We start from the raw sequence: 23,207 nt of genomic DNA on the forward strand, positions 1-23,207 counted from the left end.
GGTTCTCCTGATCACTGCGGTTCTGCGAAGGCGAGCGCCCGTGCCGGGTTCTCGACCATGATCGTGTGGATGGCCTCGGGGCTGACGCCGAGGCGGCTCAGGGCGGGCAGGAAGTGGCGGGGGATGTAGTCGTAGCCCTTGCCGCCGTACCTCTTGAGCTGGATCTTCTGGCACACGTCGTGGCCGAGCACGATCTGGCCCGCGTGGCCGCGTTCGACCAGGTCGGCGATGCCGCGCAGGATCTTGTGGTCGCTGCCCAGGACGAGGTGGCCCCACGGGCTGCCGGGCGCGGCCAGGAAGTCGAACTCGACGAAGACGCCGCGGGCGAGCAGGCGCTCGGCGAAGGCGGGGCCGGACAGGACATCCATGCAGTGCCCCATGACGACGTTGGCGGGGGCGACGCCCTCCTCCTGGAGGATGTCGAGCACCCGGAACTTCTCCTCGCCGACGCCGCCGAAGTGGAAGGTGACCGGCGCGCCGGTGATCCGGCTGGCCCGTCCGGCGGCCCGTACGCTCTTGAGCTCGTTGCCGGTCAGCGGCGCCGACTCCGCGCCGACCTCGCCGATGATCCCCGTACGGACGCCGGTGCCGTCGGCCCCGAGCACGACGTCGCGCACGATGACGTCGGCCAGCTCGTCCACGTCGCGCCCGTCCATGTCGGCCGGGTGGAACGTCGGGGTGTACCAGCCGCCGCCCATGACGATGTGCAGCCCGCTGGCCCGCGACAGCCGCAGCAGCGCCTCCGGGTCGCGGCCGAGGCCGATGGGCGAGACCTCGACCATCGTGCGGCCGCCGCTGTGGGCGAAGGCGAGGGTCTCGTCGAGCATCTCGTCGAAGTCGCCCAGCATGTCGTTGTCGGCGTTCGGCCCGCCGTGGCGGGCGCGCGCGAGGTTGGCCAGCGTGAGCGGCTCGGCCGCCGCGGGCGCGTCCTCGCCCGGCCGGCGGGACCGGGCGGGCCTGCGCAGGTCCACGAAGATGTGCTCGTGCATGAGCGTCGGCCCGAGCCGCGCGGGGTCCACCGGTCCGGCCACGGTGAGCGCCTGACCGGCCAGGTTCGGGATGGTGAAGGGGTAGCGGCTCACGAGCCCGCCTCCTCGGTCCGGAGCGTGAGCAGCCGGCTCGGGTTGCGCACGGTGAGGGTCTCGATCAGCTCGTCGCCGGCCCCGAGCATCCTCAGGTACGGCACGAACTGCCGCAGGACGAACGTGTACCCGCCGCCGCCGTAGGCGAGCAGCTGCGACTTGGCGCGTACGTCGTGCGACAGCAGGAGGCGTCCGGCGTGGCCGCGGCGGGCGAGTTCGAGGACGGCCGCGGCGACGTCCTGGTCGTCGGCGACGCTGATCGCCGTGGGCAGCCGGCCGAGCTGGTCGAACTGGACGAAGACGCCGCGTTCGAGCAGCGGTTCGAGCTCGTCGGGCCGCGGGGACAGCGCGTCGCAGTGGCCGACGGCCACCCGCGTGAGGTCCGCGCCCTCCTCGGCGAGCAGGTCGAGGACCCGCTGCTGGACGCCGGGGTCGTCGTGGCGGGCGAGCGAGACGGCGGCGCCGGTGGCCGCCGACGCGCGGGCGGCCGCGGCGAGTACGGCACGCTCGGCGGGCACGCCGGGGTCGAGCGCCCCGAGCTCGCCGATGATGCCCGCGCGTACGCCGTGCACGCCTTCGGTGAGGTCGCGGACCAGCTCGGCGGCCAGGCTGCCGGCGTCCCGTCCGGCGAGACCTTCGACGCGCGCCGGGTGGTGCCAGCCGCAGCCCATGACGACGGTCAGGCCGGTCGCCTCGGCGAGCCGGCGCAGCCCGGCCGGGTCACGGCCGAGCCCGTCGGTGGTGAGGTCCACCAGCGTGCCGCCGCCGGCCTCCCGGAACGCGGCGGCCTCGGCGGCGGCCAGGTCCGCGTCGCCGAGCAGCAGGTCGTCGCGGTTGACGGCGCCCATGCCGACCTCGCCGAGCAGGTCCATCGTGAGCGGCACGCGGTAGAGGCGGAGCCGGCTCGCGGCCGTGGGACGGACGCGGCCGGCAAGGGCCCAGGACTCGGGGGTGTCGTCGGGCGGGGCGAAGTCGCTCAGCAGGTGCTCGTGCGGAAGGACCGCGCCCAGCGAGGCCGCTGGGACCTCGCCGGTGACGGCCACGACCGTGGAGTCGGTGGTGGACACACGAGCAATATAGCCCCAGAACGTCTACAAGTGTAGATAAACCTGTCAGGCGACTCCGTCCACCCGGCGCGGGACGCCGAGCGGGTTGTCCTCGCGCAGCTCCGGCGGCAGCAGCGCGTCGGGGGTGTCCTGGAAGCACACCGGGCGCAGCCAGCGCTCGATCGCGGTGCTGCCGACCGAGGTCGAGGTGCTGGTCGAGGCCGGGTACGGCCCGCCGTGCTGCATCGCGGGGGCGACCGTCACGCCGGTGGGCCAGCCGTCCACGACGACGCGCCCGGCCAGTCCGGCCAGCCTGGCGACCAGCCCGGCCGCCGCGCCCTCGCGCTCGCCGGCCCCCAGGTGCACGGTCGCGGTGAGGTTGCCGGGCAACGTGCCGAGCACCGCGTCCCGCTCGGCCTCGGAGCCGTAGCGGGCCACGACGGTGACCGGGCCGAAGCACTCCTCCAGCAGCTCGGCGTGGGTGCCGGCGGCGAGCTGTCCGGCCGCCACGGTCAGCACGCCCGGCCGGACGGCGAGCGGCGCGGCCTCGTCCTCGCCCGCGGCCAGCGCCTGCGCGACGCCGGGCAACGCGGCCCGGGAGCGTACGCCGTCGAGGAAGGCCGCCCGCATGCGCGGGTCGAGCAGCGGCCCGGCGGGCACCGTGGCCGTGACCACGGCGTCGAGCACCGCGTCGCCCGCCGCGCCCGCGGGCAGCAGGACCAGGCCCGGCTTGACGCAGAACTGGCCGAGGCCCTGGGTGTAGGAGGCGGCCAGCCCGGCGCCGATCGCGGCCGCCCTGGTCGCGGCCGCCTGCTCGGTCACCACGACCGGGTTGAGGCTGCCCAGCTCGCCGTGGAACGGGATCGGCCTCGGCCGGGCGGCGGCCAGGTCGTGCAGCGCCCGGCCGCCGCGTACCGAGCCGGTGAATCCGACGGCGGCGGTCAGCGGGTGGCGGACCAGCTCCGGGCCCGCCGAGAAGCCGTGGACCAGGCCCACGACGTCGGCGGGCAGGCCGGCCTTCTCCGCGGCGGCGCGCAGCGCGCGGGCGGTCAGGACGCTGGTCGCCGGGTGGTCCGGATGCGCCTTGACGACGACCGGGCAGCCGGCGGCCAGCGCGCTGGCGGTGTCGCCGCCCGGCACGCTGAAGGCCAGCGGGAAGTTGCTCGCCGAGAAGACCGCGACCACGCCCAGCGGCACCTTGTAACGCCGCAGGTCGGGGCGGGGGGCCGGGCGGGCGTCCGGGTCGGCGTGGTCGATGATCACGTCCAGGAAGGCGCCCGCCTCGGCCACCTCGGCGAAGGCGCGCAGCTGGTAGCAGGTGCGGGCCAGCTCGCCGGTGAGGCGTACCCGGCCGAGCGCCGTCTCGGCGTCGGCGGTCGCGATGATCTCCTCGCCGCCCTCCTCCAGGAGCGCGGCGGCGGTACGCAGCAGGTCGGCGCGTACGGCGCGGTCGGCCAGCGCCGGGAGGGTGGCGGCGGCGGCGCGTACGGCACGGTCCACGTCCTGCGGGGCCGACTCCGCCGCGACACGCTCGCGGGGCTCCCCGGTACGCGGGTCGACACTCAGAACGTCACTCAAGGTCTCTTCCTCTTCCTTCGGCGTCTTCGTCGGTCAGGGCGGCCAGTTCGCCCAGGGGCACCGGGGCCGCCAGGCTCCGGGTGGACAGCGGGCGCAGGTCGTCCGCCGTGCTCTCGCGGCGGCTCAGGCAGGCCGCGACGCCGGCGGTGGCGAACCCGCACACCCGTCCCTGGCACCACCCCATGCCGGGCCTGGCCAGCATCTTCATCGTGCGCGGGTCGTCGGCGCCCAGGTCGTCGTGGGCGTGGCGGAGATCGCCGTAGGAGACCTCCTCGCAGCGGCAGACCAGCGTGTCGTCCCGCAGCCAGGACGTCCAGGCGGGCGGCACGGGGTAGGTCCGGTGCATGGCCGCGGCGAAGCGGCGCCCGCGTACGATCGACCGGCGCAACCGGCCCATCAGCGCCGGGTCGGCGGGACGGCCGAGCGTACGGGCCAGCGCCAGGGCGCTCAGCCTGCCCTCCTGCCCGGCCAGTACGGCGCCGCCGACGCCGGTGGCCTCGCCCGCGACGTACAGGCCGGGGACGCCGGTGCGCTGGAAGGCGTCCACGGTCACGACGAGCGAGCCGTCGGTGTCCTTCCTGGTGTCCGCGCCGAGCATGAGCGGCAGTTCCAGCGAGGGCGTGAAGCCCCAGCCGAGCGCGACGAGGTCGGCGGCGACCTCCGTGACCGGCCCGGCCGGGCGGCCGTCGCGGCCGGTCCCGCTGAGCCGGACCGCCTCGACCCGGTCCTCGCCCAGGATCTCGGTGACCACGGTCCTCGTCCGGTACGGGACGCGGTGGCGGGCCATCAGCGCCGCGTACTGGACGGCCTCGAACCCCTTGGCGGGCGCCGACGCCGCTCCCCGCAGGTCGCGCAGCCAGCCGAGCGTGGCGTTGGCCTCGGCGACGGCGGCGACCCGTGCCCCGGCGGCGGCCAGGCCGGTCGCGACGGGCAGCAGGAACGGCCCGGTCCCGGCGACCACCGCACGGCGGCCGGCGAGCGTGCGCTGCCCCTTGAGCAGGGCCTGCACTCCCCCGGCCGCCATCACGCCGGGCAGGTCCCAGCCCGGGACGGGAAGCTGCCGGTCGTAGCCTCCGGGGCACAGGATCAGCGCGCGGGCGGTGACCGCCGTCCCCTCGCCGGGGACGACCGGCGTGGCGCGCAGCGTGAACGTGCCGCCGCCGTCGCGGGTGGCGAGCCAGACCTGGAGGCCGGGCAGGTAGCTGATCCGTCCGGCTGAGCTCAGGGCGCGCAGCCGGTCGCGGAGCCGGGTGAAGACCGCCCAGCCGTGGTGGCCCGCGCTGTCGCCGGGGCGGGCGTGGCGTTCGTCGTAGTGCCGCCAGAACTGGCCGCCTGGCTGCCCGGCGGCGTCGACGAGGGCGACGCCGAGCCCGGCCTCGGCGGCCTCGACGGCGGCGGCCAGCCCCGCCGGGCCCGCGCCGACCACGGCGACGTCGTACGTCTCACGCATGGCCGCCTCCCGGCTCGCCGTCGCCCGGGGCGGGCTCGTCGCCGAGGCGCATGCCGTCGCGGGCCGGGACCAGGCAGGCGCGCTGGTCGGGGACGCCGTCGACGGTGATCAGGCAGTCGAAGCAGACGCCGATGCCGCAGAACAGGCCGCGCGGCCGGCCCGCCACCCGGGTGGTGCGCCAGTCGAGGATGCCGGCCGCCACCAGGGCGGCGCCTACGCTCTGGCCGGGCTCGGCGCGGACGGTCGTGCCGCGGAAGGTCAGCTCGTGGGTCATCGGGGCGCCTCCTCGGTCGCCGGAACGGTGTCGGGGAAACGGTCGGGCGCGAACGGCCCGAGGTCGAGGTCGGGAGCCCGCCCGGTGAGCGCCTGGGCGATCAGCTTGCCGGTGCCCGCGGACAGGCCGATGCCGGCGCCCTCGTGCCCGCAGGCGTGCCACAGACCGGGCGCGCGCGGGTCGGGGCCGATCACCGGCAGATGGTCCGGGCAGTACGGCCGGAACCCCAGATAGGTGCGCATGGCCCGGACGTCGCGCAACATCGGGAACAACACGATCGCCTTGGCCGCCAGCGCGCCGGCCGCCTCGGTGGAGAACGTGCGGTCGAAGCCGACGCGCTCACGGGAGGCGCCGATGAGGATCGTGCCGCTGCCGGTGCCCTCGACGACGGGCGAGGTCTGCAGGGCGGCGTCGGAGCTGGCCACGTCGCCGACGTACTCGGCGGCGTAGACCTTGTGCCGGATCGTCCGGGGCGGCATGGGCTGGGTGACGAGGACGAACCCGCGCCTGGGCAGCACGGGGACGTGCACCCCGGCCAGGGCGGCGACGTCGCCGGCCCACGTGCCGGTCGCGTTGAGCACCGCCCCGGCGGGCAGGTCGCCGGCCGTGGTGCGCACGCCGGTCACGCGGTCGCCGTCGCGCAGGAAGCCCGTGACGGCGGTGCGGGTGCGTACGCGGGCGCCGTGGGCGCGGGCCAGGCGGAGCAGGTGGGCGACCACCAGCATGGGCTGGACCTGGGCGTCCTGGGGGTAGAAGGCGGCTCCGGCCAGGCCGGGCGCGAGGTGCGGCTCGTAGTCGCGCAGCTCGTCCCCGGCGACGTCGCGTACCTCGACGCCGTGGCGGCGCTGGTGCTCGCCCAGCTCGCGCAGCGACGCGACGCCGTGCTCCGACGCCGCGACGACCAGGCCGCCCTTGGCCTCGAACTCCCACAGCCCGGTGTGCTCGCCCAGGTCCTCGCGCCACACCCGCTGGGAGTAGAGCGCGAGGTCGAGCTCGGGGCCGGCCTCCTTGTCGGACACCAGCAGGTTGCCCTCGCCCGCGCTGGAGGTGCCCCCGGCGATGGCGCCGCGCTCGACGACCACCACGCGCAGCCCGGCCAGCGCGGCGAAGTACGCGCCGGCCGCGCCCACCACGCCCGCGCCGACCACGACCAGGTCGGCGCTCACGGCGTGCCCTTCGCGCCGCCCGCCCACAGGCCGCGTACGTGGCCGATATGGCGGTGCATGAGCAGTTCGGCCCCCACCGGGTCGCGCGCCTCGACCAGGTCGAGCAGTTCGTGGTGCTCGGCCGCCGAACGCGCCAGCCCGCCGCCGCGCAGCAGCGGGGTCAGGCCGAGCAGCCTCGTCCTGGCGCGCAGGTCGGACACGACGTCGAGCAGGAAACGGTTGCCGGTGTGCCCGAGCAGGGTCAGGTGGAAGACGTGGTCGGCCTCGACGTAGGCGACCAGGTCACCGAGTTCGGCGGCGTCCACGATGTCCTGGGCCAGCTCGCGCAGGTGCGGGAAGTCGGCCTCGGGGATCACCGGCACGGTCTCGCGTACGGCCGGCGGCTCGATGAGCAGCCGGACGGCGGCCAGGTTGTCGAGGTCCTCCTCCGACATCTCGGTCACCCGGAAGCCCTTGTTGGGGTGGGGCACGATCAGCCCCTCCTTGACCAGGTCGAGCATCGCCTCCCGGACCGGGGTGGCCGACACGCCGAACTGCGCGCCGAGGGCGGGGGCCGAGTAGACCACGCCGGGTTCCAGCTCGCCGGAGATGATCGCGGCGCGCAGGGCGTCCCTGATGCGGTCGCGCAGGTTCTCCCTGCGGCCGATGACGCGCAGTTCGGGTGCGAGGCTCACAGCAGGAAACCCGCCGGGAACGGGTCGGTCGGGTCGAGGTGGAACTGCGAGGTGCCGGTGACCCAGGCGCGGCCGGTGATCGAGGGCAGCACGGCGGGCAGCGGGCCGGCCGTGGTCTCGCCGAGCAGCCGCCCGGTGAAGCGGGTGCCGATGAACGACTCGTTGACGAAGTCGTCCCCGATCGCCAGCTCGCCCTTCGCGTGGAACTGGGCCATGCGGGCGCTGGTGCCGGTGCCGCACGGCGAGCGGTCGAACCAGCCGGGGTGGATGGCCATGGCGTGCCTGGACAGTTGCGCGGTCGAGCCGGGGGCGGCCAGGTAGACGTGGTGGCAGCCGTTGATGTCGGGGCGTTCGGGGTGGACCGGCCGGTCGTGCTCGTTCACCGCGTCCATGATCGCGAGGCCGGCCGCCAGCAGGTCGCCGGCGCGCGCCCGGTCGAAGGGCAGGCCCAGGTCGGCCAGCTCGACGAACGCGTAGAAGTTGCCGCCGAAGGCCAGGTCGTAGCCGATCTCGCCGTAGCCGGGCACCTCGACCTTGCGGTCCAGCGCGTACGCGAACGAGGGCACGTTCTGGATGGTCACCGAGGTCGCCGCGCCGTCCTCGACCGTCACGGACGCGACCACCAGCCCGGCGGGCGTGTCCAGCCGGATCGTGGTGACCGGCTCGACGACGGGCACCATCCCGGTCTCCACCAGGACGGTCGCCACCCCGATCGTGCCGTGGCCGCACATCGGCAGCAGCCCGGAGACCTCGATGAACAACACGCCGTAGTCGGCGTCGGGCCGGGTCGGCGGCTGGAGGATCGCGCCGCTCATCGCGGCGTGGCCGCGCGGCTCGTACATGAGCAGCGTGCGCACGTCGTCGCTGTTCTCCATGAACCACAACCGGCGCTCGGCCATGGTCGCCCCGGGGATGGTGCCGACGCCGCCGACGATCACGCGGGTGGGCATGCCCTCGGTGTGGGAGTCGACGGCGTGGAAGGTCCGGCGGGATCTCACTTGTAGCCCTTTTCCAGGACGGCCTCGGTGTCGGCGGTGATACGGGCGACCAGCTCGGGCGCGAGCGGCAGGCGCGGCGGCCGGCAGGCGCCGCCCTTGCGTCCGGCGAGGTCCATGGACAACTTGATCGACTGCACGAACTCGGGCTTGGAGTCCCAGCGCAGCAGCGGGTGCAGGTCGCGGTAGAGGCGCAGCGCCTCGGGCAGGTCGGCGGGGTCGCCCGAGGTCGCCAGCCGGTACAGGCGGGTCGTGGCCAGCGGGATCATGTTCGGGTACCCGGCGATCCACCCGACGGCCCCGGCCATGCCCAGCTCCAGCAGCACGTCGTCGGCCCCGATCAGCAGGTCCAGCTCCGGCGCCAGCTCGGCGATCTCGTACGCCCTGCGCACGTCCCCGGTGAACTCCTTGACGCCGACGATCAGGCCCTCGTGGAACAGCTCGGCCAGCAGTTCCGGCGTCAGGTCGACCTTGGTGTCGAACGGGTTGTTGTAGGCGACGACCGGCAGCCCGGCCTTGGCGACCTCCCGGTAGTGGGCGACGACGGCCTCGCGCGGGGCCCGGTAGGCGTTCGGCGGCAGCAGCAACACGGACGTGGCCCCGGCCTCGGCGGCCTGGTCGGCCCAGAGCCGGGCCTCGATCGAGCCGTACGCGGCGACGCCCGGCATGACGCCGAACCCCTCGGGGGCGGCCGCGACGGCGGTCTCGACGACCCGGGCCCGCTCCTGCGGGGTGAGCGTCTGGTACTCGCCCAGCGAGCCGTTGGGCGTCACGCCGTCGCAGCCGCCCTCGGCCAGGAACCGCACGTGTTCGGCGTACGCGTCGTGGTCCACGGAGAGGTCGTCGTGGAAGGGCAGGGCCGTCGCGACGTGGATGCCACGCCACGGAGTGGCGGAGGTGGTCATGCGGAAGGTTCTCCTCACTGGGGATGTACAAAAGGTTACGCGGTGCAATGTCACATCGACGGCGGCTGGCCGGCGGCCATCCACTTCTCCAGCCCGTCGGCGTCCAGGGGCAGCGCGGCCGACAACACGTCGGCGCCGTGCTCGGTGACCAGCAGGTCGTCCTCGATCCGTACGCCGACGCCGCGCAGCTCGGGCGGGACGGTGAGGTCGTGGGCGTGGAAGTACAGGCCGGGCTCGACGGTGAGCGCCATGCCGGGGGCCATGATCGCGTCCTGGTAGGACTCCTGGCTCGCCCGGCCGCAGTCGTGCACGTCCAGGCCCAGGTGGTGGCCGACGCCGCAGACCAGGTAGCGGCGGTGGTGCTGCCCGGCGTCGGACAGCGCCTCGTCCACCGAGACCGGCAGCAGGCCCCAGTCGGCCAGCCCGTACGCGATGACCTCCATCGCCGCGTGGTGGAAGTCGCTGAAGCGGCGGCCGGGGGCGACCGCGGCGAGCCCGGCCCGGTGGGCCCGTTCGACCAGGTCGTGCACCTGCCGCTGGGCCGGGGAGAAGCGGCCGGAGGCCGGGAAGGTACGGGTGACGTCGGCGGTGTAGCAGCTCGCCGCCTCGACGCCGAGGTCGAGCAGGAGCAGCTCGCCGGGGAGCACCGGGCCGTCGCAGCGTACCCAGTGCAGCGTGGGGGCGTGCGGGCCGCTGCCGACGATGGAGGCGTACCCAGGGCCGTTGCCGTACGCGCGGGCGTACCGGTCGAAGGTGCCCTGGAGCCAGCGCTCGCCGGGGCCGTCGATCGCGGCGGGGATCTCGCGGACGACGGCGGCGAAGCCCTCGACGGTGCGGTCCACCGCCTCGCGGAGCTGCCCGGCCTCCCAGTCGTCCTTGTACATGCGCAGCTCGGCGAGCACGCGGCGGACCTCCTGGTCCTGCGTGATCTCGGCGGTCAGCTCGGCGAGCGGCCGGACCGCGACGCCCAGCGCCTTCGCCCAGTCCTCCAGGCCCGGCGCGGCGCCCACCCACAACTCGCCGTACCTGGCGTCGGTGTAGAACGCCGGGTCGCCCGGGTAGGCGGGCGGCGGGAGGTAGACGGTGGCCTCGGCGCCCGCCAGCACCAGGACGGCGTTCTCGATCTGGCAGCCCGTGAGCCAGACGAAGTCGCTGTCGGCGCGGAAGTCGTAGACGGTGTCGTTGTTGCGGACCGGGGCCTGCCCCGCGGCCAGCACGACGGTCCGGCCGGGCAGCGCCTCGGCCAGCCGGGCCCGGTGGGCGGCGGCCGCCTGCGCCGCGCCAGGCACGACGGACGGCGTGCGGTCGGGGGTGTCCCAGCCGGTGTTCATGTACGCGGCGAACGCGGGGATCTCGGAAAGCTTCGGGGGCCTGCCGTCACGCACCGGCGCACATCCCTTCCCAATCAGTAATGTGTGGCATTGCACTGACTCTAAGGCGGAGAAGCGCTTCTGCCAAGTGGTGGCCCATGCCCCTTTTCTCCGGGATGTGGAAGAGTGCGCGGTGACCCTCAGGTAAGCGCGTTCACCGAAGAAAGACGGGAAGAACGATGACCTCTTGGATCCTCATCGTCGTCGGCGTGCTCCTGGCCCTGGTGGGCGGGCTGTGGACGCTCCAGGGGCTCGGCGTGGTCGGCGGCAGCGTGATGAGCGGCAACGCCACCTGGGCGGTCGTCGGGCCGGTGGTCCTCGTCGTGGGCGTCGCCGTCGTGGTGATCGGCCTGCGCCTGCTGCGGGCGCCGTCCCGCCGCCGCGGCGACTAGGCCACACCGCCGGAGGGGTCTGTCGCAAATGGCCTAGAATCCGACAGATGTCCCCCGCCTCCGCCCGGCTGGCCTGGCTGGACGCCCTGCGGGGACCGGCAGCGCTGGCCGTCACCGCCCACCACGCCGGCTGGGCCTTCGTCCCGGCCGTGTGGGCGGTCGTCGACCGCAGGATCGACGTCGGCACGTGGGGCGTGTTCGTGTTCTTCCTGGTCAGCGGCTACATCATCCCCGCCTCCCTGGAACGGCGCGGCGACCTGCGCGCCTTCTGGACCGGCCGGGCCTTCCGCCTGCTGCCGCTGCTGCTCACCGCGCTCGCCCTGGCGCTCCTGCTCGGCCTGGCGGGGCTGTTCTCCCTCGGTTCCGGGCTCGGCGACCGCCCCGCGCCTCTGGTCGTGCTCGGGAACCTGACCATGACGCAGGAGTTGCTCAACCTGCCGCCCGTCATCGGCGTGACCTGGACGCTCTCGTACGAGATGGCGTTCTACCTGATCAGCGTGGGGCTGTTCGCGACCGGCCAGGCCCACCGGTCGGCGGGGATCGCGGTCTCCCTGGCGGTGCTGGCCGTGCCGGCGGGGCTGCTGCTGCCGGGCGCGTCGATCAACGGCGAGGCCGACCTGGTCGCCGCGCTGCTCGGCCTCGCGGTCGTCGCGGCGATCGCGGTCACCGTCCTCGGACACGGCCGGGCCCGTACGGCGGCCGCCGTCGCGGGCGGGCTGCTCGGGCTGGCCCTGGTGATCCTGGGCAGCCGGGCCGGCACCTGGCAGGGCGTGATCATCCTGGCCGCGATGTTCGCCGGGACCGCCGTGTACCGCGCCGAGCAGGGCACGATCTCCTGGCGGACCGCCGGGCTGGCGGCGCTGGCGGTGCTGGCCTGCGGGATCCCCGCCAAGGACGATCCCGGCTGGGCGCCCGCGCTCGTGCTCGCGTTCGCCGTCTTCGCGCTGGCGCTGGCGTTGCGGCGCAGGGCGTTCCCGCGCCCGCTGACCCGGCTCGGCGTGATCAGCTTCTCGCTCTACCTGCTGCACCCGCTCCTGCTGCACCTGCTGCCGAACCCGGTGCTGTACTACCTCGTGCTGATCCCGCTGTGCCTGGTCACGTACCACGTGATCGAGGCGCCGGCCCAGCGTCTCGGCCGGCAGCTGGCCGGCCGGCGCGTCCCGGCCCGGCCGTAGAAAAGGGAGTCGCGGGCGGGCACCCCCCAGCCCCCGCCCGCGCGTCCGGTGGCCGCGAGCGGGTCCCGCTCGCGGGTGTGGCGGCCCTCGGTCAGGCGACCACGAGGGACTGCGCCTTGAACTCCCTTCCCGCCACGATCTCGGAGACGAACCCGTCGGGACCGACGGGACGGTCGCCGATCAGCGTGACCCGGTGCAGCGTGCGCTGCACGTCGAGGTGGTCGAGGTCGGACGGCGCCAGGTGCGCGGTGGCCCGGTTGTCCCAGAAGGCGACGGTGCCGGGCCGCCAGCGCAGGCGCACGGTGTACTCGGGCCGGGCGAGCTGCTCGTAGAGCAGGTCGAGGACACGACGGCTCTCCACGGCCGACAGGCCCACGATGTGGTCGGTGAAGCCCGGGTTGACGAACAGCGCCCGCTCACCGGTCTCCGGATGCACCCGCACCACCGGGTGCACGGAGATCAGCAGGTTGTCGTTGATGCGCTTGACCAGCTTGCCGTCCTCGTCGGCGGCCTGGTAGCCGGCCAGGAAGCGGTGCTCGGCGCGCAGGCCGTCCACCAGGTCGCGCAGCGGCGCGGACAGTCCTTCGTACGCGGCCACCAGGTTCGTCCACTGGGTGTCGCCGCCGAACTCCGGGACGGTCTCCGCCCGCAGGATCGAGGCGGCCGGCGGGTTGACGGCGGCGGTGACGTCGGTGTGCCAGCCGGAGAAGTAGGAGTAGCGCCTCCTTTGGTAGAGCTCGCGGTAGTTGACGCCGTACCGCTTCTCGTAGCGGCGGGGGTCGATGGTCAGGATCTGCGGGAACTCCTCGGGCGGCGCGTCCTCGTGCGGGTGGGCGTGGGTCAGCTCGCCGAACTGGCGGGCGAAGGCGATCTGCGCGGCGTGGTCGAGCTCCTGGCCCCGGAAGAACACGACCTTGTACGCGAGCAGGGCCTGCCGGATCTCCGCCACCACGGACGGATCGAGGGGATGGGCGAGATCGACGCCGGTGATCTCCGCGCCGATGTGCCCGGCGACGCGCCGGACGGTGAGAACGCTGGTGGTTGACATGGTTCGGCCACTCCTCTGAGCTTCGGGGAAGGTCTGGGGGAGGACGCTCGGGCGTCCGAGGAGAGCGGGGACCCGGAGGTCACCGCACGGCACAGAGCGCGCTCGCCTGCCGCCGGAGGTCGACGTGGAGGCGGGCCACCAGAAAGCTCTTCACGCCCTTGATCCTGCGCGAAATTTCCCACAAAAGCAATAGGTAATACATGAAAACTCTCAGCCCCCGCCGGGACGCCCGCCCGTCACCGTGACCCGGCCCGAGTACATCGTGGTGCCGTTGGGGTTGAGCTGGAGCACCGGGACGTCCTTGGTCTCGCGGGCGCCGCCCTCGACGATCCTGATCGGGCCGCTCGCGCCGTCCACCGCGATCGTGCCGCTGGTCAGCATGTTCGCCATGTCCTGCGGCGAGGGCACGTCCGGCTCCCGGGCGAACGCCTTGGCCGTCTCCAGCGCCACGAACATGGCGTCGTGATGCATGATGGCCATGCCGTCGTCGAGGCTCTCGTGCGGGAACATGCTCTGGAAGCTGTCGGGGTCGCCGCCGGCGAACCTGGCCCGGATCGCCGCGAGCACCGGCCCGTCGCGCTGGGCGAGACTCGCCGGGTGGGCCAGGGCCGTGTAGAAGAGCCTGATCCTGGTCTCCCCCCAGATGCTCATGTCGACCTTGTGGCTGATCTCGGCGGCGTCGTCGCCGGTGACCACGGTGACGCCCCCGCCGACGCACCGGTCGCGCTGGCTGAGCGCCTGCATCAGCGCGGGCAGCTGCTCGCTGCGCCCGGCGTACAGGACGGTGTTCGCGCCGGAGTTGCAGACGCGCTCGGCGATGACGTCCAGCACGGTGCCGGAGAACCTGGTCGAAGAGTCGAACGACAGCTCCATGACGCGTTCGCCGCCGTTCAGCGCGCCGGTGTAGGACCGGGCGAGGGTCTTGACGTAGCTGTCGGCCGGGTTGAGGTCCTTGACGACGACCGCCTTGAGCGCGGGGTTCACCTTCCTGGCGTGGACCACCCCGGCCTGGGCCTGCTCACTGTTCAGCGGGGCGACGCGGGCCAGCCCCGGGAAGCCGGCGAGCTCGTCGGAGGTGATGACCGCCGAGACCATCGCGTACCGGCTCGCGCTCAGGCTCGCGACCGTGCTGCGGGTGTTGCCGGTGCTGGCGCCCAGGCCGGTCACGGCCACGATGTGCTCGTCCCCGGTCCGGGCCTTGACGGCCTCGACCGTCGGCTCCCAGTCGTCCGGCCCGTCGCTGCCGACCAGCACCTTCACGTACGGCGGCGAGGACGGCTGCCGGTTGCGCCACACCTGCGCCAGATGGATGCCCTCCAGGCCGTGCCTGATGCTCTCCCTGTTCAGGGAGATGTCGGTTTGCGAGCCGGTCATCGGGAACATCGCGACGACGGTGACGTACTCGCCCGGGTGGTTCCGGTCCACCTCCGCGTTCTCGGCGGCGATGCGGCTCATGACCGGGGCCAGGTCGGGGCCGAAGGCGTCGCCGTCGTCGGTGAGCCGCGACGTCCTGACGTAGAGGCCGAGGACGACGACGACCGCGACCACGAGCACCCCGGCCAGCCCCCTGCGGAGGAGGACGCGGTTGCGGCGGCCCGCCGCCCATCTCGCACCGACCTCCGCGGGGACCGGGTCGCCCGTCCCCGCGAGATCACCGTCGCTGCTCATACCTGTCGGCCTCCCGTAACAAGATCGCCGGACTGGTGGCGGAACGTCTGGCCAGGTCCCGGAGCCCGCGCGCGATCTGCTCGGCCCGGCTCCCGGAGGGGTCGAGCAGCGGGTCGAGCCAGAACCAGCGGTCCACGACCAGGGCCCTGATCACGACGAGCCAGTCCCCGCGCCCGTGCGGGGCGGCGGTCGCCACCAGGGAGTCGTACAGCTCGTCCAGGGGGGTGACGAGCGGCAGCCGGTTCGGGGCGGCGGTCACCTCGTTGAAGCAGGCGAGCCACTCCGGCAGGCGGCTGCGGCCGTCCTCGCGCACGTCGAGCCGGTCGAAGAGCCGGTGCAGCTCCCCGGCCACGTGCGCCAGATGGCCCTCGGGGTCGTCCCGGCCGGCGCGGGCCAGGCGGTGGTGCAGGCTGCGCGCGTCCTCTTCACCTTCGGGGCCGTGGTGGAAACGTTCCAGGTCACGGTGGATGTCGTCCCAGCGGCCGGTGACGTCGAGCCGGTGCAGCAGGAGCCGCCGCAACCACGGGTGGATCACGGCGACCTGGGGGCCGCGGGCCCCGGCGTACCGGCCGTGCGGGTCCAGGTCCTCGGGGCGGCGGGTGAGCCAGAGCAGGTCGGCCAGCTCGTTGCGCAGGTCGGGTGCCCGGCCGGCCCGCCTGAGCAGGGCGCTCTCGGCGTCGTCCAGGTTCCGGGCCGCCGCCCAGTCGGTCAGCTCGTCCAGGTGGGCCAGGTGCAGCCAGTCGGGCCAGCGCAGCACGTCCTCGCGGCACAGGACGGCGCGGAAGGCGTCGTCGTCCTCGGCCGTGGCGGCGAGCCTGCCGAGCCGCCGGGTCACCGCCGGATGGCCGCCGGTCAGCTCCTGGACCGCCGGGGCGTAGGCCCGCGACCTGTCGGCCCGCAGGGGCGGCATCAGCACGGGATACCACCACGGCTGCTCCCGGCCCGCATAGCCGGCCCGCCAGTCGCGGTAGCTCGCCTCGCTGAGCGGCGGCGGGCCGGCCGCGCCGGGGACGGCCGTGCCCGGACGCGACCACGAGCCGCCCATCGGCAACCACTGCTTCGACTCGGCCACCACCAGCAGCGGGTCTTCGCCCTTGGCCGGGCCGAGCGCCTTCAGCAACGCGCGTCCCCCAGCGGTCTCGGCGCCCTCCAGCAGCAGCAGGCAACCACGGGCGTAGCGGTGGCTCTTGGACCAGGAGTCGGTCAGGTCGGCGACCAGGGCCCGGCACAGGATCGACCCGGCGGACCCGGACGGGTCGCCGCCGTGGCCGTCCCGCCGCCTGGCCAGGTCGATCACGTTGCCGTTGGCCATCTGGGCGGCCAGCCACGTACGGCCCTTGCCGTTGAGCAGCCTGACCACGCGGCGGCGCTGGCCCTTGGCGGCGTACTCGATCAGTGAGGTGAGCGCGGCCAGCGGCTCGGCCCCCGGGATACGGCCGAGCAGGTCGCGCAGCAGGGCCAGGGCGTCCGACAGGCGTTCGGGGTCGCCGCCGTCCACGAGGTCGTCCAGTTCGCTCGCCAGCTCGTTGTCGGAGCGGTCCCGGGGGTCCAGGGCCAGCACGTGCAGCGCGAAGACCACCCGGGGCAGCCTGACGCTGGAGCTCTCCATCAGGTCGTGGGCGATGCGCTCCACGGTCTTGACCACGGGCGCGTCGCGCAGCCCCGGCAGCCGGAAGTCCACCCGCACCCGTGGGGACTCGGGCCGCGCGATGCTGCGCCAGACGCGGGTCAGGCACACGTCCTTGTCCGTGCCGTCCGGGCCGAGCAGCACGATGACCGGCAGCCGGTCGCCGCTGCCGAGCGGGAGGCACTCCTTCGTCACCAGGCGAAGGTGGGCGTCGTCGAACGAATCCGCCATGGGGGACCTGCCGGGTCGTCGTCAGGTGGTGCGTACCCGAATGAGCATCGCCCGGCGGGCGATCATTTCCATCATAGAAACGAACCATCAGAACATGCTGGATAGATTCGGGAAAACAACCATGAATCCGGAGCCTCCGGTCAGGCCGGAGGCTCCGGCGCCGGTCAGGGATGCGGGCGTTCGTCCACCACCTGGAGGACCTTCCCGGTACGCGGGTGCGTCACCAGCTCCGACGGCCGCACCCATTCCACGGCCAGCGGGTGCACCAGGCCCTCGGCCACGGACTTCGGGTAGAGCGGCTTGGCCGCGTACACGGCGTCCACGAGCCGCTGGGTCAGGCCGGGCGGCGGCTCGTGCGTACAGGCCAGCCGCAGCAGCAGGCCGTCCTTGCCGTCCCAGCGGCGCTGCACCATCTGCATCGCCGACATCGCGCGCTCAGGGTCGGCGGCGACGAGCACCGCGCGTACGGCCTCGCTGGACATCGCGACCGTCTCCACCCTGGCCCCCTCGGACGTCCTGCCGACCAGCCGGAAGGCCCGGCACTCGGCGTCGGTCCACTCCCCCAGGTCGCCGACCGGGTAACGGATGATCGGCATCAGGGTCCTGAACAGGTTGGTGACGACCACCCGCCCACGCACGCCCGGCCTGGTGATCGGCTCGCCGGTCACGTCGTCGATCAGCTCCACGAGCGTGCGGTCGGGGAACGCCTCGTGCACCCGTACGTCCGCGCCCGCCACCGGGCCGCCGACCAGCCCGGCGTCCACCGAGGCGTAGCCGAGCGAGGCGATCGCCGCGCCGGGGAACGCCTTGGCGAGCTGGGGACGCAGGTCGTCGAAGAGCAGGTCGCCCGCGAACAGCAGCAGCTCGACGGAGTCGGCGGCCCGCCCGCGGGCGATCACCGCCTCGGCCACCATGGCGAGCTTCATCGGCGGCCCGGCCAGCACGTCCACGCCGAACAGCTCGATCAGACCGGCGATGTAGCCGTCCTCGGCGTGGCAGGCGATGGGCAGGCGCACGTTCTCCACGGGGGCGTTGTGCAGGGCGTGCTCGATGTAGAGGAAGCCGCCGTACATCTCGCCGGCGGAGAACAGGTTCGCCACCCGGTGGCCCGGCCGCAGGCCCGCCTTCACCATGCCGGCGCCGAACGCGGTCACCGAGTCGGCGTGCTCGGAACGCGTCCACGGGGAGAACTTGGGCGCCCCGGTGGTGCCGCCGGAGGCGTACACGCCGGCGTCGGTGAGCGGCCCGGTCAGCAGCCGGTTGTCGGGGTAGGTGTTGGCGGCCCAGAAGGCGTTCTGGTCGATGATCGGCAGCGCGGTGAGGTCGTCCACGCCGTCGGGCACGTCACGGTACGTCTCGGCGTAGAACGGCGAGTGCCGCCGGGCGAAGTCGATCAGGTCGCGCAGGGACTTGGCGGGCATGTGTCACTCCTTGGTCGTCGATGCTCAAGGTCGATGCTCAGGTCCGGTGCTCAGATCCGGCTTTGGGCCAGGCTGGGGACCCGGGCCAGCACCCGGCGGCGGTAGAACCACCAGTTGGTGGCCAGGAAGACGGCGTATGCGCCGATGAACACCTGGAGGGCGGGCGCGACGGACCCGGCTCCGGCCAGCGAGACGGCGAAGCCGCGCGGGATGAGGAACCCTCCGAACGCGCCGATCGCCGAGGCGATGCCGATGGCCGCCGCGGCCTCGCGCCTGGCCCGCAGCCGCACGTCCGCCGACCCGTCGCGGGCCTGCGCGGTGAAGATCGCCGGGATCATCCGGTACGTGGACCCGTTCCCCGCCCCCGAGGCGACGAACAGCAGCAGGAACGCGCCCAGGAAGAGCGGGAAGCTGTGCCGTCCGAGCGCGGCCAGCGCGGCCACGGCCCCGGCGGCCATGGCGGCGAAGGACCAGGAGGTGACCCTGGCTCCGCCGTACCGGTCGGCCAGCCAGCCGCCGGCCGGGCGTGCCAGCGACCCGGCCAGCGGCCCGAGGAAGGCCAGGTACGGCGAGGCGGACCCGGCGAACGCCGCCTTCGCGACCAGCGGGAACGCCGCCGAGTAGCCGATGAACGAGCCGAAGGTGCCGATGTAGAGGAAGGACATGACCCAGGTGTGCGGGCGCAGGAACGCCCTGCCCTGCGTGGCGAAGCCGGTCCTGGCCACGGCCAGGTTGTCCATGAACAGGTACGCGCACAGCGCGGCGGCCACGACCAGCGGGATCCAGACCAGCCCGGCGTACACCAGGCCGCCCGCCGCGACCAGCGGGATCAGCAGTTGCACGACCGCCACGCCCAGGTTCCCGCCGGCGGCGTTCACGCCCAGCGCGAACCCCTTGCGCCGCTCGGGGTAGAAGTAGGAGACGTTGGCCATGGAGGAGGCGAAGTTCCCGCCGCCGAGCCCGGCCGTGGCCGCGGCGGCCAGGAACATCCAGTACGGCCGGGCCGGATCGGTGACCAGCCACGCCAGCAGCCCGGTCGGCGCGAGGAGGAGCAGGGCGCTGGCCACGTTCCAGTTGCGCCCGCCGAAGGCCGAGACCGCGAAGGTGTAGGGCAGCCGCAGCGTGCTGCCGACCAGGTTCGGCACCGCGACCAGCCAGAAGAGCTGGTCGACGGTGAACGGGAAGCCCGCCTTCGGCAGCAGCACGACGACGGCGCTCCACAGCAGCCACACCGCGAAGCCGAGATGCTCCACGAAGATGGAGAAGATCAGGTTCCTGGTGGCGACGCGGCGTCCGACGGCCGCCCAGAAGCCCGGGTCCTCGGGTTCCCAGTGCTCGATCCAGCGCCCGGTGCGTCGGTTCTGCCCAGTCATGGGGTCTTCCCTTCGTCGGTGGGCCGGCCGGCGACCACGACGCCGTGGCCGCGGAACTCGGCGATGATCTCGCCGGCCGGGCGGCGCACGGTGACGTCGTAGACGCCGTGCCTGCCGTGTCTGGCCCGTTCGGTGGCCTCGGCCACCAGTACGTCGCCCGCCGCGGCCGGGCGCAGGAACGTCACCTGGGCGCTGTGGGCCAGCATGACCGGGCCGCGGCTGTTGCAGGCGTGGTCGAACGCGGCGTCGGCCAGTAGGAACAGGTAGCCGCCGTGGGCGACGCCGTGCCCGTTGACCATGTCCTCGGTGACGCGCATGCGCAGCCTGGCCCGGCCGGCCGCCGCCTCCTCCAGGGCGATGCCGAGCGCCCGGCAGGCCGGGTCGGGGCCGGTCACGGCGTGCCCCCGACCCACGTCCTGGCCATGGTCTGGACGGCCGAGCCGTCGGGGTCGGCGAGCTTGCGGGCCACGTACTCCGCGACCCAGGGGCTGGTCGGGACGCGGAAGGGCGGGTCGTCCGCGGTGAGCGCGGCCACGACGGCGTCGGCGACCTGCCAGGAGGACTGGCCGGCGCCCTCCCAGCCCGCGCCGCGCACCCAGTCGAGGTAGGCGTCGAAGGTCGGCGCGTACGGGCCGGAGGCGGCCCGGATCGTCCCCCGATTGATGTCCGGAAAAATCCCGAACTGGGTGTCGGGGACGAAGCCGGGCACGACCACGCTCACCCGTACCCCGTGCTCGGCGGCGACCGGGGCCAGGCTCTCCATGAACCCCTCGACCGCCGCCTTCGCCGCCGCGTACGCCTCGTTGAACGGCTGTCCCACCACCCCGTGCACGCTACCGAGCGTAACCAGGCGACCCCGGGTCGCGCGCAGCAACGGCATCGCGACCCGGCTCACCGCGACGACCCCGAAGAAGTTGACCTCGAAGTTGGCGCGCAGCGCCGCCAGCGTGGACATCTCCATCGTGGGGTCGAAGTTGGCCACGCCGGCGTTGTTGACCAGCGCGTCCAGCCCTCCGTACGTCTCGCGCACGCCCTCCACGCACGCCTGCGCCGAGGCGGGGTCGGTGACGTCGAGGCGGCGGACATCCAGGGTGACGCCGGCCCGCGCCGCCGCCGCGCGCAGGTCGCCGTCCCGGCCGGGGTCGCGCATGGTGGCCACCACCGTGAGCCCGGCCCGCGCCGCGGCCACCGCGGTGGCCAGCCCGATCCCCGACGAGGTCCCCGTGATCAGCACCGTCGTCATGACGCGCTCCCCGCCAGGTGCGCCCGCGGCTCGGCCCGGTCCATCCGGGCCTGGATCCCCACCGCGGGCAGGAACGAGAACGCGGCCAGCAGCGTGCCGCCGGCCATGACCGCCTGCGCCGCGCCGAGCACGCCCAGCGCGGGCGTCAGCAGGGTGACCGCCGACCCGCCCGCGAGCGCGGCCAGCGGGATCACCCCCCAGGTCGCGGTGCGGAACGCCGCGTGCATCACGCCCTGGTTCTCCGCCGTCATCCGCGACTGCCTGATCGGCGCGCTGCACACGTTGATGCACGACATGAAGAAGCCGTAGCAGCCGAACGTCACGCCGATCACCGGCGCTGCGGGCAGCGCGGGCGCGGCCAGCACGCCGAGGCCGACCAGGCAGTGCAGCAGGAGCGCCCAGGCCATGGTCCGGCCGAGGCCGAGCCGGTCGCTGATCTTCGGGGCGGCCAGCGCGCCGAGCACCGCGCCGACGGCCGCCGCCGACATGGCCGCGCCGAACACGCCCACCGACACGCCGAGCCCCTGGTAGGCCAGCACCGGCAGGACCGTGACGAAGACCGGCCCGCCCGAGTTGAGCACCACCGCGGCCAGCACCACCCGGCGCAGCACCGGGTCGGCCCAGTTCAGCCGGAAGCCCAGCATCAGCCGCGAACGCACCGGCACACGTTCCCCGGTCGTGACGCCCCAGGGCTTCATGGCCCGCAGGCACGCCGCCGAGACCAGGTAGCTGGCCGCGTCCACGAGCAGCGAGGCCACGCCGAGCAGGTGGTACAGGCCCGCCGCGATCGACGGCCCGGCCACCTCCGACACCGTGCTGCTGCCCTCCAGCCGCGAGTACGCCCGTACCAGCCGGTCCTGCGGCACGGTCGTGGGCACGGCGACGAGGTAGCCGATGTTGAAGAAGATCGTCGCGCCGCTGATCAGCGCCACGCACACGAACAGCAACGGCGTCGAGAGCACCCCGCACCAGTACGCGATCGGCATGGCCGCCACCGCCACCAGCCGTACGAGGTCGCAGACGACCATGGTCAGCCGCTTGTCCCACCGGTCCACGAGCACCCCGGCGACCGGCCCCAGCAGCGGGATGCCCAGATACTGGGCCATGGCCACGATGCCGACCTCCAGCGCCGAGGCGTGCAGCACGAAGATCATCAGCGTGGGCACGACGAACACGGTGATCCGGTCGCCGAGCAGGCTCACCGTCTGGCCGCTCCAGTAGAGGTTGAACTCCCTGCCGAGCGACCCCGGCACCCTCACTGCTCCTCCCGTACGACGAAGGAGGCGGTCTTGCCGGTGCGGTCGTTGCTGATCAGCGTGTCCACCGCCCGTACGCGGAAGGAGCCCGGGTCGTGCTGGAAGGCGGTGCTGATCGTGAAGGTGGCGGCCATGAGGTCGTGGCGCAGCCGTTCGGGCAGGCCGGGCGGGGCGTCGGGGCCGGTCAGCAGCAACACGTCCACACCGGAGACCCGGCCGTGCCGCTCGGTGACCAGGACCTGCGCCCGCAACACGCCGGGCTCGCGCTCGGCCTGGGCGACGATGTCGTCCACGTGCAGGCCGAGGCCGCGTACCTGGACGACCGAGTCGCGGCGGCCCAGGATGCGCAGCGCCCTGCCGTCCCGGCCGCACGGGCAGGCGACGAACCGGCCGGCGTCGCCGGTGCGGTAGCGCAGCACCGGGTTGAGCATGTCGGGGTTGAGCGTGGTGAAGTCCAGCAGCTCATCGGCGTCGCTGTGGACGAGCTGGTCGGGCAGCGGATGGAAGACGTCGGCCGGGCAGTCCGGGGTGTTGGTGCCGGCCACCCAGGTCTCGGTGCTGCCGAACATGCCCCAGCGGCGGGCGTCCGGCGCGACCTCGGCCAGGTCCTCGTCGAGCTGCGGATGCCACGCCTCGCCCAGCCACAACACCTTGCGCAGCGCGGGCAGGCGCAGCCCGGCCGCCCGCGCGTGGGCGAACCACAACCGCAGCACGCTGGGCGTGCCGCCGAACGCGGTCACCTTCCGGTCGGCGAAGAAGCCGAGCCAGTCGCCGTACTCCTCCTTGCCGACCGAGCCGAGGGCGATGACCCGGCAGCCGGACAGGTCGGCGAACGCGGCGGCCAGGAAGTGGGCGCCCCACATGCGGCCGGCGCCCCAGGCGTTGACGAAGACGTCGTCCGGCTCCAGGGGCCGCCACTGGCGGTGCACACCCTCCATGTAGAAGCCGGTGGGGGCGTAGCCGACCTTGGGCGCGCCGGTGCTGCCGCCGCTCTGGAAGAGCCAGGTCGCGCCGTTCCCGGCCTTGGGCTCCAAGTGCGCGAGGGCGACGTTGAGGTCGTCCTTGACCAGCGGGGGCAGCGCGGCCAGGTCCTCCAGCGTGAGCACCTTCTCGTGGCCGTCGTAGCGCGGCGCGAGCGCGGGCACGCTCCGCAGCCGCTCCAGCGAGCGCCGGGGGACGCGCAGGTGCGGCTCGGCCGCCTCCGGCGTCAGCGAGAACGATTCGGTCATGGGG

At 73.8% G+C, this 23,207-nt stretch carries 22 protein-coding genes; 2 read left to right on the forward strand and 20 right to left on the reverse strand.

Annotated elements, in window-relative coordinates:
- Positions 1-11: 11 nt before the first annotated feature.
- Genes IEZ27_RS25370 through IEZ27_RS25415 form a run of 10 tightly spaced genes read right to left on the reverse strand, consistent with a single transcriptional unit; the run spans position 12 to position 10,555 of the window.
- Positions 12-1,082, reverse strand: a complete 1,071-nt coding sequence (locus IEZ27_RS25370; protein WP_189649530.1) for a phosphotriesterase family protein — start codon at positions 1,080-1,082, stop codon at positions 12-14.
- Positions 1,079-2,149 carry a phosphotriesterase family protein gene (locus tag IEZ27_RS25375; protein ID WP_229824310.1) on the reverse strand — a complete coding sequence of 357 codons (1,071 nt, stop codon included), beginning with the start codon at positions 2,147-2,149 and terminating at the stop codon, positions 1,079-1,081. The genes IEZ27_RS25370 and IEZ27_RS25375 overlap by 4 nt, the downstream gene beginning before the upstream one ends.
- A 45-nt stretch (positions 2,150-2,194) precedes the next feature.
- Positions 2,195-3,706, reverse strand: a complete 1,512-nt coding sequence (locus IEZ27_RS25380; protein WP_189649531.1) for an aldehyde dehydrogenase family protein — start codon at positions 3,704-3,706, stop codon at positions 2,195-2,197.
- Complete coding sequence (locus IEZ27_RS25385) at positions 3,699-5,156, reverse strand: FAD/NAD(P)-dependent oxidoreductase (RefSeq protein ID WP_189649532.1); 1,458 nt, start codon at positions 5,154-5,156, stop codon at positions 3,699-3,701. The genes IEZ27_RS25380 and IEZ27_RS25385 overlap by 8 nt, the downstream gene beginning before the upstream one ends.
- Entirely contained in the window at positions 5,149-5,430 is a 282-nt protein-coding gene (locus IEZ27_RS25390; RefSeq protein WP_189649533.1) for a (2Fe-2S)-binding protein, read from the reverse strand. The genes IEZ27_RS25385 and IEZ27_RS25390 overlap by 8 nt, the downstream gene beginning before the upstream one ends.
- Positions 5,427-6,596 carry an NAD(P)/FAD-dependent oxidoreductase gene (locus IEZ27_RS25395; RefSeq protein WP_189649534.1) on the reverse strand — a complete coding sequence of 390 codons (1,170 nt, stop codon included), beginning with the start codon at positions 6,594-6,596 and terminating at the stop codon, positions 5,427-5,429. Before IEZ27_RS25395 ends, IEZ27_RS25390 begins: the two co-directional genes overlap by 4 nt.
- A complete protein-coding gene (locus IEZ27_RS25400; protein ID WP_189649535.1) occupies positions 6,593-7,270 on the reverse strand; it encodes a GntR family transcriptional regulator in 678 nt (225 codons plus the stop codon). The genes IEZ27_RS25395 and IEZ27_RS25400 overlap by 4 nt, the downstream gene beginning before the upstream one ends.
- Positions 7,267-8,268, reverse strand: coding sequence for a proline racemase family protein (locus IEZ27_RS25405; RefSeq protein ID WP_125632826.1), 1,002 nt, complete (start codon positions 8,266-8,268; stop codon positions 7,267-7,269). Before IEZ27_RS25405 ends, IEZ27_RS25400 begins: the two co-directional genes overlap by 4 nt.
- Positions 8,265-9,170 carry a dihydrodipicolinate synthase family protein gene (locus IEZ27_RS25410; protein ID WP_189649536.1) on the reverse strand — a complete coding sequence of 302 codons (906 nt, stop codon included), beginning with the start codon at positions 9,168-9,170 and terminating at the stop codon, positions 8,265-8,267. Before IEZ27_RS25410 ends, IEZ27_RS25405 begins: the two co-directional genes overlap by 4 nt.
- Before the next feature lie 50 nt (positions 9,171-9,220).
- Positions 9,221-10,555 carry an aminopeptidase P family protein gene (locus IEZ27_RS25415; protein WP_229824311.1) on the reverse strand — a complete coding sequence of 445 codons (1,335 nt, stop codon included), beginning with the start codon at positions 10,553-10,555 and terminating at the stop codon, positions 9,221-9,223.
- A gap of 164 nt (positions 10,556-10,719) precedes the next feature.
- Here IEZ27_RS25415 and IEZ27_RS25420 point away from each other — a divergent pair, with 164 nt between their 5' ends.
- Together IEZ27_RS25420 and IEZ27_RS25425 are read left to right on the forward strand one after the other, a co-directional pair.
- Positions 10,720-10,932 carry a hypothetical protein gene (locus tag IEZ27_RS25420; RefSeq protein ID WP_189649537.1) on the forward strand — a complete coding sequence of 71 codons (213 nt, stop codon included), beginning with the start codon at positions 10,720-10,722 and terminating at the stop codon, positions 10,930-10,932.
- A 47-nt stretch (positions 10,933-10,979) separates the two neighbouring features.
- On the forward strand, positions 10,980-12,107 hold the full coding sequence (locus IEZ27_RS25425; protein ID WP_189649538.1) for an acyltransferase family protein: 1,128 nt from the start codon (positions 10,980-10,982) through the stop codon (positions 12,105-12,107).
- Between the two features lie 91 nt (positions 12,108-12,198).
- On the opposite strand, the gene IEZ27_RS25430 is transcribed toward IEZ27_RS25425, so the two are convergent.
- The 10 genes from IEZ27_RS25430 to IEZ27_RS25470 form a co-directional block, all read right to left on the reverse strand.
- On the reverse strand, positions 12,199-13,155 hold the full coding sequence (locus IEZ27_RS25430; protein ID WP_125632834.1) for a TauD/TfdA dioxygenase family protein: 957 nt from the start codon (positions 13,153-13,155) through the stop codon (positions 12,199-12,201).
- A gap of 79 nt (positions 13,156-13,234) precedes the next feature.
- The gene (locus IEZ27_RS55605) at positions 13,235-13,357 is read right to left on the reverse strand and encodes a putative leader peptide (RefSeq protein WP_379478635.1); all 123 of its coding nucleotides are present in this window, start codon (positions 13,355-13,357) and stop codon (positions 13,235-13,237) included.
- An 8-nt stretch (positions 13,358-13,365) separates the two neighbouring features.
- Positions 13,366-14,823, reverse strand: coding sequence for an ABC transporter substrate-binding protein (locus IEZ27_RS25435; RefSeq protein ID WP_189649539.1), 1,458 nt, complete (start codon positions 14,821-14,823; stop codon positions 13,366-13,368).
- Positions 14,807-16,681, reverse strand: a complete 1,875-nt coding sequence (locus IEZ27_RS25440; RefSeq protein ID WP_189649540.1) for a hypothetical protein — start codon at positions 16,679-16,681, stop codon at positions 14,807-14,809. Before IEZ27_RS25440 ends, IEZ27_RS25435 begins: the two co-directional genes overlap by 17 nt.
- Positions 16,682-16,845: 164 nt before the next feature.
- On the reverse strand, positions 16,846-18,102 hold the full coding sequence (locus tag IEZ27_RS25445; protein ID WP_189649541.1) for a phenylacetate--CoA ligase family protein: 1,257 nt from the start codon (positions 18,100-18,102) through the stop codon (positions 16,846-16,848).
- A gap of 50 nt (positions 18,103-18,152) precedes the next feature.
- The gene (locus tag IEZ27_RS25450; protein WP_189649542.1) at positions 18,153-19,475 is read right to left on the reverse strand and encodes an MFS transporter; all 1,323 of its coding nucleotides are present in this window, start codon (positions 19,473-19,475) and stop codon (positions 18,153-18,155) included.
- Entirely contained in the window at positions 19,472-19,888 is a 417-nt protein-coding gene (gene paaI / locus IEZ27_RS25455) for a hydroxyphenylacetyl-CoA thioesterase PaaI (protein ID WP_229824312.1), read from the reverse strand. Before paaI ends, IEZ27_RS25450 begins: the two co-directional genes overlap by 4 nt.
- Positions 19,867-20,718 (reverse strand): SDR family NAD(P)-dependent oxidoreductase, encoded by an 852-nt coding sequence (locus IEZ27_RS25460; RefSeq protein ID WP_189649543.1) that lies wholly within the window; start codon positions 20,716-20,718, stop codon positions 19,867-19,869. The genes paaI and IEZ27_RS25460 overlap by 22 nt, the downstream gene beginning before the upstream one ends.
- Complete coding sequence (locus tag IEZ27_RS25465) at positions 20,715-21,971, reverse strand: MFS transporter (RefSeq protein WP_189649544.1); 1,257 nt, start codon at positions 21,969-21,971, stop codon at positions 20,715-20,717. The genes IEZ27_RS25460 and IEZ27_RS25465 overlap by 4 nt, the downstream gene beginning before the upstream one ends.
- 2 nt (positions 21,972-21,973) lie before the next feature.
- A complete protein-coding gene (locus IEZ27_RS25470; protein ID WP_125632846.1) occupies positions 21,974-23,203 on the reverse strand; it encodes a phenylacetate--CoA ligase family protein in 1,230 nt (409 codons plus the stop codon).
- Positions 23,204-23,207 lie beyond the last annotated feature (4 nt).

It is taken from the genome of Nonomuraea spiralis, assembly GCF_014648435.1.
Taxonomy (GTDB): Bacteria; Actinomycetota; Actinomycetes; order Streptosporangiales; family Streptosporangiaceae; genus Nonomuraea; species Nonomuraea spiralis.